Below are 14,651 nucleotides of genomic sequence, written 5' to 3' on the forward strand. Positions count from 1 at the left end.
CGGGATTTGAGTCAGGAGAATCAGAAAAAGCACAAGGGATCTTGCTGCTGCAAATTGATAGGTCGTATGAGCTAGTTCTGCAAACTCAAGTCCAGACACATTATATTCGCATCTTCTTTACCATCAGTGCTGTCATAGTAACCTTTTCGCACTTCAACGACTTCAAAACCAAGGCGAGCATACAAACTAAACGCAATATGATTTGACGCTCTCACTTCTAACCAAATTTTGGCAATGGATAAAGCTTGAGCTCGCTCGATGACAGTTTTCAACAACGCCCTGCCAATCCCTTTTCCCCTTGAACATTCATCGACGGCGATGTCCATTAACGTCATTTCATCAACGACAATTAACAGTATCGCGTACCCAGCGACGGTTTCATCGTGCCACTGGACAAACGCTTCATAGGGTTTGGTAAAACAGTCTTCAAATGCAGACGCAGACCAGGGTTTTATATGGGCATTTTTATGAATATCGTAGGCTAGCTCAGCTTCGCGAGTGCCCGACACCAACGTTGTCATTGACATGCCTATAACTGACTCACATTTAGCCAAAGCTGGCGCTTTTGCTGAGGGGTCAAATCAGCCGGACAATGCACGCGTTGATTCGCAACTGAGATTGTCTCAGATTCCACCCACTGAAACTGTTTTGCAGCCGCACCTATGACGGTTTCAAGCGCCATGTAAACATCGTCGAATAATTTGGATTTACTCGCTTTTTCAAGCAATGGTATTGGGACCGGTTTTGCAATCGGTTCACTGACATCGCTCGTTTTCGCTTGTTCTTTGCCAAGTGCAGCGCGCAAGCTAGCCAACCCTTGAGCAGGATTTCGCGTTCTAGCCGGTTGCGCCATTGGCGACTGGTTCTCAGGCTCAATATTGGATTGCTCAACAGTAGCAGACTTATCTTGCCACACGATGATACCCATTTGCTGAAGTGCAGCGATTTTAGATTGAGAAAGTGTCATGACAGAATTCGTGAACTGTGGTAATGGAAAATATTACCTGAAAAGAAAGCGTTTTGGCAGGGGTGGAGGGACTCGAACCCCCAACCATCGGTTTTGGAGACCGCTGTTCTACCAATTCGAACTACACCCCTAACGCGGATTTGCATTATACGTATCGCAAATTAAAGGTAAAGCACTTTTGTGTAAACTCTTGAATAGTTGCACATGCTTTAACCAATTGATTCATTTTCGTTCGAATCTTGCGCTTTTTCAACGCGATTATTTGCCTCTAACGCTTTTGCCCAAAGTGTATAAGTCAGTTCAACAATGGGTTGAAATGCATTGGTTCCTTGGCGCACATCTTGTTCCGGAATCCCCACCAATTTAGCATAGGCCACTTCTAAGGTTTCAACTTGCGCAGGGTTGAGTTCGTTTATCAAGCAACACGCAACGATATCAAAATACCGATTCCCCATTGCCGCATATTCCCAATCCACCACGATAAATGGAGAACTTGATAAAATATGCCCGAAAGAAAGGTCATTGTGACAAAGGCATATATCACGGTCTTGATTCAACAGACGACTCAGTGTTGGGCGATACTCTGCAATTTTTGAGAATAGCTCGTCGGCGCGTTCAAGTTGGGCAAACTCACAGTAATGTTGCCAACGTTCGCTCAAATCCAGTGGCCTACCAGTAATTGGCTGGGCGTGAATGTGAGCAAGGCATGTTGCCAAAAGCTCTATGTCTATTTCACTTTGCATTCGAGGGCTATCATGCCACGACTCCACCCATAGTCGCCCTTCCTCATCTAACCAAATTGGGTCGGGAGCAAGACCTCGACTCGCGAGTTGCTCTTGCAAGGCGTACTGATGAATACGATTGATACCGCTGAATGAGTCATCACCAATCCACTTGACCGCATAGCAACGATCACCATCAATCAGTTTATACACATTATTGACAGCTCCTCCACCAATAGACTGGAGTCTAGCATCAGGGCTCAACCCCAAAGGGGCGGTGAGTAAACCAATAATGTTGTTAGGGGGTGACTGCAAGGCTACGCGTCCTTTCTTGTTGCCATTTAATGTAACCATACACCGAAAAGCCAACATAACCAATGTACAAACAGGCAGATAGCGCTAACCCAGATTGAAAATACAAGTATGCAGAAGCAATATTAATAAAAAACCAGTAAATCCAGTTCTCTAGCACTTTGTGCGCCACCATAAACGTTGTGACGACACTGAATACCTGTAAACTCGCGTCTAGCAATAAATAGTCACTATTAAACTGACTTGACGCAAAATACGATAGCGCCCACCCCAAGCTCGCTAATGCAACGACCAACAGTAAATGATGAGTCCAGTGGAAAGAGCGAATCATAGTAGTATCACTTTGCTCTCCCCTTCGCCATTGCCAATACCCATACACTGCCATGATCATATAGAACACATTTAGTGCAGCTTGAAACGGTAAGGTGACTTGCCAAAAAAGATAAACGTAAATACTCGTGCTGAGGAAAGCACAACTCCAACACCAGTTGTTTTGTCTAGCAGCTAACCAAACGTAGCCGATAGCAAATAGTACGGCGAGCCACTCTAAGAGTGACGTCGCCGCAAGTTGTTCGACAAAGTCAGTCATGCTGCTCTCGAGTTTGCATTGCATCAAAGTTCAAGAACTTAGTGACAAATATCGCTTGCCCCACAGATTCATGAGTCCGCTGCATTTCTTGTCCGAGAATACTGATCACCTCTTGATACTCGCCAGTCACGTGCGTGCTCGTCGCGTTAGTTGACACATCCAATGCATCATACGTATTTAAGCGGTCGATGAAGGATTTTATCGCTGGGATAAAATCGTTGGCTAATGGGTACAAAGAGATTTCCACCATGACTTGCATATAATACTCCTAGTATTGATATCGAACGGTCAAGCCAAACTGACGTTCAGCACCCAATTGAAAATAGGGTTCAACAAACGCGTATTCGTCTCTTGGGTCGTTGCTGAATCCACCAAAACCACGGACATAGTATTCGCGGTCAAAGGCATTTCTCACCCATAAACTCGCTTCCCACTGATCTTGTGACCACACTAGCTGTGAGTTCACTAAGGCAGTAAATGGTGACAATTCATTGTGGCCATCGGAAAAGCGATGCTCGTCTTTTACATCAAGATCAATTCGCCACATGAGGTTATCGGTCAACAACAACTCACTAAATAGGTTTGCTGTGTAGTTTGGCGACTGCGCTTGATTCTGCTCTTCCACCACAGAACCGTCAGCTCTTTCATAACCTTCGAAAGTGGCGTCTAAGTAGCCCACATTGAGATTAACTCTCCAGCTATCGGTTGCCTGCCACGCTAGCTCTGCTTCAACCCCTTGATTGACACCGAGGTCCGCATTATCGATTACATCGATGAAGTCAGGTGTACCATCATCTCGGACTAATACATCAAAGTCGCTAACTTGAGTGTTTTTCCTGTCCATGTAAAAAACCGCAACACGTGAAGTTAACGACGGATGGAATAACTGCCCTTTATAGCCTAACTCATAGTTCCAAGCGAACTCTGCGTCGAAGAAACGTTTTTGCTGACTGACTCGCTCATCTGGATTAAAGCCCGGCCCTTTGTATCCTCTAGAGATACTCGCATACCACAAGCTGTCATTAACGAAATAATTCAGAGCGAGTTTACCGCCAACCATGGTTTCGTCGTTGCTCTGTGTTAAGCCGGAATTATCGGAGTAGTCAAAATCATAGTTTTCAACACGCACCCCTGCGACAAGTGATAACTGCTCACTGAGGTCGGTAGTTGTTTCCAAGTACACCGACATAGCAGTTGGCGAGAAAGTACTTGCAAAGTCACTATCTGCAAAGGTGTATTGACGCAGTAGTTCTTCGTCTGTGGATTTGATATGTGCACCAACAACCCAACTCATCGCACCATTGAGCAAACTGGCCTGCTCTGAAGACGCAAAACGAAGTTCAGCCATTGTAGTATCAACATCTCGATAGTAAGCATCAAATGAGGTATAGCCGAACGGGTGGAAGCCAGTAAATGTCCAATCCTCATCATAGGCGTAGCCAATATCATGAGTCATATGGGTAGCGACAAGCGTAAGTAAGCCCGCATCGAATTCTATTTTTTGATTCAAGCCGAAAGCGTGCGTCTCTTGGCGGTCAAATCCCGGCTCATCAGATAGGGTTTGACCATTGTTATCGAGTGAGAAGTCATCGTAACCGTTGTCGATATCATACCAACGATAGTTTAGCGTTAAGGATGAACCATCACTCAAATCGAAACCCAGAGACAATTTTGCGGCAGTCTCATCAATGTTACTGGTGTCGTCACGACCTAAAAAGGTATTCTCTATGAAGCCATCGCTGCGATTATGAACGAAGGCCGCTCGGTAAGTCACGCCATCGCTCAATTCACTACCATAGGCAGCCTCCACGCGATAGCTGTCTTGGGAGCCAGCTCTTACTTCTGCATACCCATTAGCATCGCTGGACAAACCGTTAGAGGCAATTTTTACTGCCCCAGCGAGTGCACCTGTGCCAAACAAAGTAGCTTGAGGTCCACGAAATACCTCGACTTGTTGAGTGTCAAATATCAAGCCCGAGGCACCCAGGCCAGAAAAATCAAAATCATCAACAAACAAACTTACCGAGGGGTTTATTGGTTCCGCAAATTGGCTGCGTTCGCCGATGCCGCGTATTTGTACAAAACGTCCACGTGATGCACCTGAGGCGAAATTGACATTAGGAGCAATACTAAGAACCGAATCTAAATGCTCAGCTTGGCGACTTTGAAGACGGACGTCATCGAGTATCGACGCACTCGCGCTCAACTGATCGATTGTAGCCTGGCGAAAGTCGCTAGTCACAACAATGTGTTCGATATCACTATCTTCGGCCATCGCAGCATTTGAGGCAGCAGCGAGCGCTAAATAAAGGTATGTGTGTTTCATAGGATCTATTGGTCTCTCGATCAATCGATCCGGCTTAACGGCAGGTGTAGTGGTAGATTGTCAATTCACCATCCCTACGCCGGTATTATCCGGATCAGGTTGAAGGGTTCTCACTAGGTGAATCTCAGCCTTTCGGCACCCCTTGGTTTAATTGGCTCGGAGTCTATCAAGACTACCGAAATCGTCAAGAATATGACGAACTAATTTATATGTTTTTTGTTTTACTCTTCGATTAAGTTCAAGCTGCGCAATTCCTCGTTAGTTTGTTCTTCCAGACTCTCCAAGGTTTTGCCATGAGGTGTCGGTTTACGAGTATCCGGGTCGACTTTAACGAATACAATATCGTCAGCAAAACATATCGTGCGCTTAGTCGCTTTATTCCTTACCAAACATGAGACAGTAATTGAAGTTCGCCCCAATGCCTTCGTTTTTAAACCAAACTCAACAATATCCCCTTGCAGCGCTGGACTTTCAAAGGAGATTTCCCCGATGTGTTTGGTTACAAGGCAATTCGTCTCCAACTGGCAAATGGCGTAGATAGCCGCCTCTTCATCTATCCACTCAAGTGCGCGCCCACCAAACAATGAATTGGCGTAATTTAAGTCATTTGGCATGACAAGACGGCGGGACAAAAATCTCATTCGAATTCCTAATAGTTAATCGTTACACTTCTCACATACTATTATACGGAAAATTGACAAGAATGACCTTCGATGATGTGCTTAATTGGGTGGAAGCCAGAAATACAACACCCACACATCGACAGTTATTATGGCTAAACGGCGAACCATTGGAGTGTTACGCCAACGCCCTTTCGATTATGGAAACCGTTTCAGAAGATAGCGCCTCGGTTTGGATAGGACAAACAGCGGATACGCCTCAGTGCGCCATCGATTATAAGCATTATCAAACCTACCTCGGGAACGATTACTCGTTAGTGATTTACAATGCCTTTGGCGGTTTTAAGCCTGATGTATTTCTCGCGCTTTGCGGCTGTATTCCAGAAAATGGTTTACTGGTTCTCTTATCCCCCTCTAAAGCAAATTGGGCCGACTATTTAGATCCGATTCAAGCTACTTGGCTAAGTCACGGACATGAGTTTAAGGCATCTCTCTACAATAGTTTTATTGCTGAGAAGCTTGCAAATTCTGCTCAAGTCGCGCACTTCAACGCCAATGGCAGTGGTTTATTGCCCGAGGCGACCGCCGAGAACACTGAGTCTCGCCGATGGGATGTGTTTAGGACACAAGATCAAGCAGAGGCCTTTGATCTCTTAACACAGTCTTGCTCTAACACTCCCATTTTGCTCTCGGCCAAAAGAGGACGAGGTAAATCGACACTTCTCGGTCTGTTTATTGCCGACCAGCTTAGCCGTGGTAATCACATCAACCTGACTAGCATAAGTAGGCGTTCTGTCGACAGCATATTCAAAGGTATTGATTTCGCAAAGCAGAGTATCGATATCAAAGCTAACTCAGCAGTACACCAATGCACGGGTGCCATCTGCCAATGGTTGGCAAATGACAACCCCAATTTATATACGTCTTCAAATATCACCATAGTGGATGAAGCTGCAGCCAACAGCTTAATTGTCTTAAACAAGCTAAAAAATGTTCACAATTCACTTATCCTCGCTACGACCACAGACGGTTATGAAGGAAGCAGAGCGGGCTATCAACTCAAGTTTATACCCGATTTGATTAGCCAATTTCCTGACACCAGACAACTGTCTCTTGCAGCGCCGATTCGATGGCATCGAGATGACTGGATGGAACCCTTTACCGAGTCACTATTTGCTATTAACTCACACTTTAGTCACATTGAGCATAGCAATAAAGACACACTCGAATTGGTTACACTAACGAAAAAAGCGCTGTTAGCCGACAGACAATGGTGTCACCTTCTTGCCTCTTCTCACTATCAAACTAGCCCCGACGACCTGGCTCGCATTGTTAATGCCCCCGATATTCGCGTTTTTGCAGCAAAACAAAACCAAAAGCTATTAGGTTTGGTCATTGTAATAGAGGAAGGTGGTGAAAGACTATCTGATTTAGCTGACGACGTGTCCAGCGGCATGAGAAGGCCCAGAGGTCACTTAGGTGCACAAAGCTTGTCTATGCTCGGTGCAGACCCAGTCCTGGCAATAACACCCTCATGGCGTATCAACCGGATTGCAATCCACCCTAGTATCCAAAGACGTGGCTTAGGCTCTAAAGTGATAGCTTACATTCGAGAACAAGCAAAAGCTGAAAATGTAACTTTACTAACGACATCGTTTGCACACACTGATTCAGTTTGCCAATTTTGGGAATCCAATCGTTTCTTGCCAGTTAGGTTGGGTAAAAAAATTGATAATGCAAGCGGTACTTCTAGTACCTTAATGTTTTCTGGAGACGCCAACTATAGCTGGCTCTCTTCACTCGCCGTCTTAGATGGCGAACTGGGAACAATTGATGACTTCTACACATTGACCATAACAACCCAACATGCAGTTAATAAATGCATGACTAGAAGACTACAGCAATTTTTGTTAGGCAAGCGAAACCTGATTCATTTAGGCTTTAGTCTTGAGTGGTTTGTGCATGCCAACAGTATTGAAGTCAGCCGCCTACCTGACCTTCTTCGCCAATTTGTCGCGTACCAGTATCGACTTAGCGAACTGCTTAATCGCAACCCAGCGATTGGCAAAAAAGAGGTGATTAAAAACCTTAGTGTGCAAGTGAAAGAGATGCTGTCTCAATACGCCGAAAGTATCTTGCAAGGAAGTAATCAGTAGATATGTTTTTTAAAACACCAATGAACTGATTAGGAAAAAAGGCAAAAAAAACCCGTCTATCGACGGGTTTTTCATTTAGATTTTGATTCCGCGATTTTTCGCTTTCTCTTTAATGTAGGGTTCCCAAGCCACTGCGTTACGACGCATCGTCTTGTCCTTCTTAGCTAGCCCTACATGGCGGTATGCTTCTTTGAAGTTACCTAAGTAGAAGTTAGCTTCCATTAGTGAGAAGTGAATCTTACCTTGATCTTCCGCGCCGCGTTCAATTGCTGCAGTCAATGCTTTAATTGCGCCTTTGTAATCTTCTGCTACTAGCAGAAGTACACCTTGCTTACGGAAGTACTCAGGATCAGAAGTCAGCTCAGCAGCCTTAGCATAATACTTAGCGGCTGTTTTATAATCCTTAGACTGGTGGTACATGTTCGCAAGAGATGAATAATTTTTATCATCTTTCTCAAACAAGCCCTCGTCTAGGTACTTCTGGTAAATTGAAGCAGCTTTATATGGAATACCATTAGTTGCATATAGCTGAGTTAGCGTTTTAATCTCGCTTTCTTTTTTCAAGAAACCTTGGTCATACGCAATCTCAAATGTGCCTAACGCTTTTCCATAGTCTTCAACTAGCATGTAAAAGAAACCTAGTCTTACCCACCATTCGCCTTGACCAGGGAATACAGTTACGAGTTCCTCTGCAACTTCAATCGTCTCTTTGTACATTTTTCTTTCGAAATAAGACTGAAGCTTCAAAACGTAAGGGTTTTTCTTTGGTTCAGGATAAAGTGCAATCGCTTTGTTTGCTGGTTCTACCATCTTATCCAACTGCTTAGCTGAATAAAATGCAGAAGCCATGCGCGTGTATACGTCCGCATCTTCTTTACATGTGTAAAGTCCATCCACTTTTCGTAGAACTTAATCGCGTCATTGTACTTCTTCTCTTGCATGCTCAAGTCACCCACAAGTTTGAGTGTTTGAGAATGTTCAAGGTCATTTAGTACTTTGTTGTCGACAGACGACGTCAAGTAACCAAGTGCTTTGGTTCCCTGACCGTCTTGACCAGCAAGTAAGTTACCAATAAAGCGGTTTACATAGGCTTTATCGAAATCATCCTTAGGGTTAATTTCGTAAAGAATGTTCAAAGCTTCATCAACCAAATCTTGGCTATACGCTTCAAACGCCTTCTGGACTTTTTTACCCGTTCGCTCACCAACAAGTGTTGTCTTACCCTTTTCGTAACCAGGGCATACTACAGGTTGGCTTGACTGAGCTTGTACTGCAGGAGCGCTGAGCACAGCACCCGCTGACAATACAAGAGCAATAGCAGAATGTCTAAATGTAGATTTAATCATCATTATTGCTCCAATTTAAAGTCTAGTTGAACGAACATATTCGTTTGTTTTTCAGGCTTGCCATCAACGATTTTCGGCTTGTACTTCCACTTGCGTAGTGCACGACGTGCTTCACGGTCGAAGATACGTTTTGGTTTAGCGTCAAGGACAACGATGTCTTCAACACCACCAACCTCGTTGATTGTGAACTGAAGTCTTACCCAACCTTCGGTTCCATCACGGGCAGCCTGCGGCGGATATTTAGGGTCGATACGAACGATTGGTGTTGCATCACCATCGCGTTGCATCGCGCCTACAGCACCGATATTGATACCTACACCACCAGTATCTACAGCAGGGATATTCATGCTAAACCCTTCTGAATCTGGCTCTGCAGCTTCCGGCTCGACCGGCTGCACCTTAGGAGGTTGCTGCGGTGGAGGTGGAGGCGGAGGCGGAACACGAGTACGTGTTTGTACTTCGTCGTCCGGCTCTTGCATCACGATATCGATTACTGGTGCTTCTGGCACTTCGTCTGCTGGCCTAGCTGAGTTTTCAATCAGCTTTGCCATAACAACGAACAAACCAAAAGCGGCAATCGCGCCTAATAATAAAGATACAATAAAACGACCCATATTAACCCCTCGCTGCTACTGAAACGCGATCAACACCAGCGGCTTTGACCTGGTCCATAACTTTGATAACAAGACCATGCTTGGCTTTGATATCAGCTTGGATAATGACGTAGTCAGTCGGTTGCTCAACTAAAAGTCGTTCTATGTTCGCCCTGACGCTGTCCACAGCCACTTCTTTCTTATCTAACCAAACACCACCATCTTCTGTTACAGCGATGAAAATGTTGGCATTCTTATGAAGAACGGCTCGGCTCGCGTCAGGCTTATTCACTTCGATACCCGCTTCCTTAACGAAAACAGTGGTAACGATGAAGAAGATAAGCATGATAAACACGATGTCCAACATCGGTGTCATATCTACTGCAGCATCTTCTTGCTCGGTTCTGACTTTACGAGACATAAACTCTCTCTCTAATGATGTGGCAGGCTATCAACCAAGCCTTCTTTCGCCATTTTCACCTTGGCTTCAAGACGAGAACTGATGAACAGCCCTGATAAAGCCGCAACCATTCCCGCCATTGTTGGGATAGTTGCCATAGAGATACCAGCGGCCATCAAACGGGCGTTACTGGTACCCTGTGTTGCCATCGTCTCGAATACATTGATCATGCCGGTAACAGTACCAAGAAGACCAATTAGAGGACACATTGCAACCAAGGTGCGAATGATGAGCATCCGCGCATCTAAATTATCAGATGCCTGAGAAATCCATGCATCACGGATTCTATGCGCATACCAAGAGGTAGTATCTGCTCGGCCGTCCCAGTCAGAGATGATTTGTTTTTTCACCTTTGGGAAGACCGATGAGATATACCAGTAGCGCTCAATCATTAATACCCACATGAGAAAGAGCGCGGCAGCAACGGCGTATAATACGTCACCACCGGTAGCGATAAAGTCCCTGACCGATTCCCATAATCCAATCAGGTAAACCATATTATGCTTTCTCCGACTCTGCGTGCTCTGCGATGATACCCGCAGCTTGCTCGTCTAGGATGTGTACGATTGACTTACTACGTGAAGCTACGATGCTGTGCGTTAGGATTAGAGGCAATGCCGCGATAATACCTTGAGCCGTTGTAACTAGTGCCATAGAAATTGAACCAGCCATCATACGTGGGTCACCTGTACCGAATAGTGTGATAGTTTGGAACGTTGCAATCATACCAAGTACCGTACCAAGTAGACCTAGTAGCGGTGCGATAGCAGAAAAGATTTTGATTACGTTAATGCCGCTTTCGATTGAAGGAAGTTCACGTAGGATTGCTTCATCAATTTTAAGCTCTAGGTTTTCAGCATCAGCGTCTTTGTTCTCTTGGTATACCTTAAGGATACGACCTAGAGGGTTTGCATCAGATGGGTTGTTTGCATTCTTAAGCTGTGCACGCATCTTACCGCCAACAAGTGTAAGCGTGATGAACTTGAACAGACCGATCAACAAACCAATCGCCAACATACCAGTGATTACGTAACCTACTACGCCACCAGCGTGATAACGCTCAGACATTGTTGCTTTTTGCTTAAGAAGGCCAAGGATGCTACCTTGAGAAGGGTCAGCATAGAATGGTACTAGACCAGACGTTGCATCACGCATTTCTTCAGCAGAAGCTACCAAGTGGCTATCAGGTTGACGGCCCAGTGGTTGAACAACTTGGTTCTCTTGGTCGTATGTCAAGTAACCTTCATCACCTACTAGGTTGAAAGTACCAACACGTACGATTTGCTGTGTGTTTGTACCACCATCTAACGCAACAACGTCAGTTGTGAAACGAACCACTTGACCAGATTCCGTCATTTCAGTTTGTAGTGCATACCAAAGATCTTCCAATTCTTTGATATTTGGTAGGCCTTCTGATTCTTCAGACATACGCTGAAGGAATGCTTCACGACCAGGATACTGAGCACTTACAATTGAAGTCGCAATCAGACCGTAAGCTTCTGAAGACGCTTGACGAACAACACCAAACATTTCACCAAGCGTGCCTGTCGCTTGGTCTAGCTCTGCCGCTTTCTCGTTCAACGTTACTTCGTTGTCAGAGAATTGCTTTTGTAAGCGAGTACCACGGTCCTGCTCTGCCTTGCGTTCAGCTTGAGCACGACGAAGCAATGCTTGCTTGTCTGCACGTGCTGATTGGAACTCAGCCTCGCGCTGTTTGTTTACACGTGCTTCAGAAACACGATTGTTTTTTACTTCTTCAAGTAGGCCTTTAAGCGTAGTCGCTTCTTGAGCCTGCGCTGCGGTTGCTAATACAGCAAGAGAGGCAGCAGTAATGATAGATTTAAGTACTGGTTTCATTAAAACTTACTCCGCTGCTTGGATAGGTAGCTTGATCAAATCAGGTGGAATGACATTACTAGCCATCTTGATAGCATCAACCACTGAAGATAAGTACTCGTCACCTAAACGGTCATATCCGCGAGTTTCTTTGTTGTAAACCCAAGCGCTTTTCTGATCTAGAGAAAGTGCAAGTAAGGCTGTACGACCAAGGTTGAAGAAATCAACAGTAACTTCTGTACCGTTTTCATCAATAGTACCTTGGTAAGACGCGATACGCGTACCGTATTGGTTTTCAATTAGGTAAGCTTCGATCACCTGACGGAACTGCTCAGAAACAGTCACATCTGAGTTAGCCATCAAATCACGTAGGCGTTCAACACGCGCAGTACGTTCTTCTAGGTTAATAGGCACGTCTAATTGAATGAACTTCTCTAGACTGTCAATCATACGGAACATAAGCGGTACGATGCCCTGCTTAGTTTCTTCGATGCTGTCGATTTGGCGTTGCAACGAATCAATACCACGCTGTTGGTCTGCAACCAAGCTCGCGATGTAATCGTTGTAAACTTTCAGATTTTCAGTTTCATCAATGACCTGACGATACTCAACTAGCAATTCTTGTGATTGCTCGAATAGCGCATTGACTTTTTCTTGAGATTTCGCTGCATCAGCATGGATTTTCGCTTCTTCTTTTTGAAGCTCGCCAAGCGTATCTGCAGAGACGACTGCGCTACCTGTTAGTGCGAATGCACCCATCACAGTAGAAGCAATAAGAGTTCTCTTGCTCATTTTGGACATAGTTCCCAACCAAATTTCTTATTTGAATCCTTGTTGCTGTTGTAAGAAAGATAACAACAAGGGGCGTATAAACTGAATACAATTGTTTTCTTCTGAAGGTAGTGGTTAACACTTTTGTGACAACCCTACGAACGCAATATAGTCACATGGATCGCCAGAAAGAGTCAAGCCTGTCTATCTCATATCACCCTTTGAAACCCTGTTTTAACTAGGCTTTCTTTTTTCACTGGACAATTAAACAACAGCAAAAGGCCGTTATTTGTACTGTTTAGAACAGATTCTGTTTATTTTTCGTTCGAAGCACAACTGGTACGTCCAGAATTTATCAGACAAATTTTATTGAAAAAAAATGCCTATAATTACTCCGAAGTCAGACCAAAACAATATTTTGCCATTAACTAATTATTTACAATACATGTGAATCGTTTTTTGCATAAGTATGACAGTAACAATGCATGCTTAGTTCACATCGTCTCATGTCATTTATCTCAAATCATATTTCCTCACCCTAGAGAAAAAACACACAGAGACCCAAAAGTAGAATTATTAGAATCAAAGACAAAAGAAGAATAGAAGGAAAGTTGTCAGCAAAGGAAAGCAGTCAAAAGAAAGATAGCGAACAGTGCATAACTTTTATTGAGTTTAATCGACAAAAGCAGAAATAAAAAAAGCCCTGTTAAACAGGGCTTTTTTAAAGTTTTGAAATGCTATTACGCGTTTCTATTCAATCGGATTAGAAAGTAGCTCTAACACCCATGAACATGAAACGGCCGCCAGCATCGAATACACCAGCAATTGTGTTAGCTTCTACGTTAGTACCTGTACCTGGAGTACCGAAAGTAGTAACAACCGGTGGATCGCGATCTAGAAGGTTGTTAACACCAGCACGTAGCGTTACGTTCTCTGTTAGGTCGTAGAACATAGTAAGGTCTAGGTAGCTGATAGAGTTCAGGTCAGTAGCGATACCTGGGTCAGCTTTAGTGATACCACCAGTTGCGCCATCAGCAATGAAGCCGTTATCAACTGAACCTACTAGCTCACTTTCACCGTAGAAACGCCATACCAAAGAAGCTGTAAAGTCGTAAGGTGAAACCCAAGTAGTTACTAGGTTATGTCTGTACTCTGGGTTCGGGTTACCACAAGACTGACCGTACCAACCAGCACAATCAAAGCTCGCAGTACCAGGTAGAGTTGTAGTATCGAACGACGTTAGGAACGTAGCGTTATAGTTGAAGTTAACTTCACCCCAATCGCTCATGTCCAACGTGTACTGAACTTGTGCATCAACACCAGTCGTACCGAACTCAGCGATGTTCGCCGCAGCTGTTGCGATGAACGCTTCTTCACGTGGGAAGAAAGTCAAAGAACCATCTGGGCCACGTTGGATTAGGCTACAGAACGCATCTGTACCAGCTTCCAAACACTGCTCAAGCGTTGTTGCAGCAGGTACGTTACCAATTGCATCTTCAACTACGATATCAAAGTAATCCAATGACACCATTAGGCCGTCAATTTGTGAAGGCTGATATACAACACCGATAGTTACTGTGTCAGATTTCTCTGGCTCTAGGTTCGGGTTACCACCAGTTAAGATGTTAAGCTGACCTGAATCTGGTGGTACAGAGCCGTAAAGCGCTGCACTTAGACCAGTGTTAGCACACTGAGCTTGTGTAGCAGAAGGCGTTGTACCCGCACAAGGGTCAGTTAGCGATGTCAAGCTAGAGTTCTGAGGCAAGAACAATTCGTTGATGTTTGGAGCACGAACTGCACGCTGGAACTGAGCACGTACACGTAAATCTTCAAACGGTACCCATGCAAGACCTAATGCGTAAGTATCAGTATCAAGGTCACCACCTTGAGTTGCATTTAGGTTGTTTGTAGATTCGTAATCAGAGAATCTGTAAGCAGTAGTCAAGTCTAAAC

General features: G+C 44.6%; 14 protein-coding genes, 1 tRNA gene, 1 pseudogene and 1 riboswitch. Of the genes and pseudogenes, 1 reads left to right on the forward strand and 15 read right to left on the reverse strand.

The window, feature by feature from the left end; translation table 11 throughout:
- Positions 1-71: 71 nt before the first annotated feature.
- The 8 genes from rimI to AC27G9_RS18765 form a co-directional block, all read right to left on the reverse strand.
- On the reverse strand, positions 72-521 hold the full coding sequence (rimI, locus tag AC27G9_RS18730) for a ribosomal protein S18-alanine N-acetyltransferase (RefSeq protein WP_487076012.1): 450 nt from the start codon (positions 519-521) through the stop codon (positions 72-74).
- Between the two features lie 8 nt (positions 522-529).
- The gene (locus AC27G9_RS18735) at positions 530-967 is read right to left on the reverse strand and encodes a hypothetical protein (RefSeq protein ID WP_487076013.1); all 438 of its coding nucleotides are present in this window, start codon (positions 965-967) and stop codon (positions 530-532) included.
- A gap of 54 nt (positions 968-1,021) precedes the next feature.
- A tRNA-Trp gene (locus AC27G9_RS18740) sits at positions 1,022-1,098 on the reverse strand.
- A 78-nt stretch (positions 1,099-1,176) separates the two neighbouring features.
- A complete protein-coding gene (locus tag AC27G9_RS18745) occupies positions 1,177-2,004 on the reverse strand; it encodes a phosphotransferase (protein WP_487076014.1) in 828 nt (275 codons plus the stop codon).
- Positions 1,988-2,590, reverse strand: a complete 603-nt coding sequence (pnuC, locus tag AC27G9_RS18750) for a nicotinamide riboside transporter PnuC (RefSeq protein WP_487076015.1) — start codon at positions 2,588-2,590, stop codon at positions 1,988-1,990. Before pnuC ends, AC27G9_RS18745 begins: the two co-directional genes overlap by 17 nt.
- Positions 2,583-2,849 carry a YkoF family thiamine/hydroxymethylpyrimidine-binding protein gene (locus AC27G9_RS18755; RefSeq protein WP_487076016.1) on the reverse strand — a complete coding sequence of 89 codons (267 nt, stop codon included), beginning with the start codon at positions 2,847-2,849 and terminating at the stop codon, positions 2,583-2,585. The genes pnuC and AC27G9_RS18755 overlap by 8 nt, the downstream gene beginning before the upstream one ends.
- A 9-nt stretch (positions 2,850-2,858) precedes the next feature.
- Positions 2,859-4,916: a TonB-dependent receptor gene (locus AC27G9_RS18760; protein ID WP_487076017.1), complete on the reverse strand. Its 2,058-nt coding sequence runs from the start codon at positions 4,914-4,916 to the stop codon at positions 2,859-2,861.
- Positions 4,917-4,970: 54 nt separating this feature from the next.
- Positions 4,971-5,069, reverse strand: a riboswitch (TPP riboswitch).
- A gap of 68 nt (positions 5,070-5,137) precedes the next feature.
- Positions 5,138-5,557: an acyl-CoA thioesterase gene (locus AC27G9_RS18765; RefSeq protein ID WP_487076018.1), complete on the reverse strand. Its 420-nt coding sequence runs from the start codon at positions 5,555-5,557 to the stop codon at positions 5,138-5,140.
- A 62-nt stretch (positions 5,558-5,619) separates the two neighbouring features.
- Between AC27G9_RS18765 and AC27G9_RS18770 the strand changes: the two genes are divergently transcribed.
- Positions 5,620-7,692, forward strand: a complete 2,073-nt coding sequence (locus tag AC27G9_RS18770; protein WP_487076019.1) for a GNAT family N-acetyltransferase — start codon at positions 5,620-5,622, stop codon at positions 7,690-7,692.
- 75 nt (positions 7,693-7,767) lie between these two features.
- On the opposite strand, the pseudogene AC27G9_RS18775 reads toward AC27G9_RS18770, so the two are convergent.
- The 7 genes and pseudogenes from AC27G9_RS18775 to AC27G9_RS18805 all read right to left on the reverse strand — a co-directional run.
- Positions 7,768-9,038 (reverse strand): annotated as a pseudogene (locus tag AC27G9_RS18775) (tetratricopeptide repeat protein).
- 2 nt (positions 9,039-9,040) lie between these two features.
- A complete protein-coding gene (locus AC27G9_RS18780) occupies positions 9,041-9,652 on the reverse strand; it encodes an energy transducer TonB (RefSeq protein WP_487076020.1) in 612 nt (203 codons plus the stop codon).
- A gap of 1 nt (position 9,653) precedes the next feature.
- Positions 9,654-10,052, reverse strand: coding sequence for an ExbD/TolR family protein (locus AC27G9_RS18785; protein ID WP_487076021.1), 399 nt, complete (start codon positions 10,050-10,052; stop codon positions 9,654-9,656).
- An 11-nt stretch (positions 10,053-10,063) separates the two neighbouring features.
- A complete protein-coding gene (locus AC27G9_RS18790) occupies positions 10,064-10,588 on the reverse strand; it encodes a MotA/TolQ/ExbB proton channel family protein (RefSeq protein WP_487076022.1) in 525 nt (174 codons plus the stop codon).
- Position 10,589: 1 nt separating this feature from the next.
- Positions 10,590-11,948 (reverse strand): MotA/TolQ/ExbB proton channel family protein, encoded by a 1,359-nt coding sequence (locus tag AC27G9_RS18795; RefSeq protein WP_487076023.1) that lies wholly within the window; start codon positions 11,946-11,948, stop codon positions 10,590-10,592.
- Positions 11,949-11,954: 6 nt separating this feature from the next.
- On the reverse strand, positions 11,955-12,719 hold the full coding sequence (locus AC27G9_RS18800) for a DUF3450 domain-containing protein (RefSeq protein WP_487076024.1): 765 nt from the start codon (positions 12,717-12,719) through the stop codon (positions 11,955-11,957).
- A 742-nt stretch (positions 12,720-13,461) separates the two neighbouring features.
- On the reverse strand, positions 13,462-14,651 hold a 1,190-nt coding region (locus AC27G9_RS18805), incomplete at its 5' end, for a TonB-dependent receptor domain-containing protein (protein WP_487076025.1).

This window comes from Alteromonas sp. 5NS40-0096 (assembly GCF_057544385.1).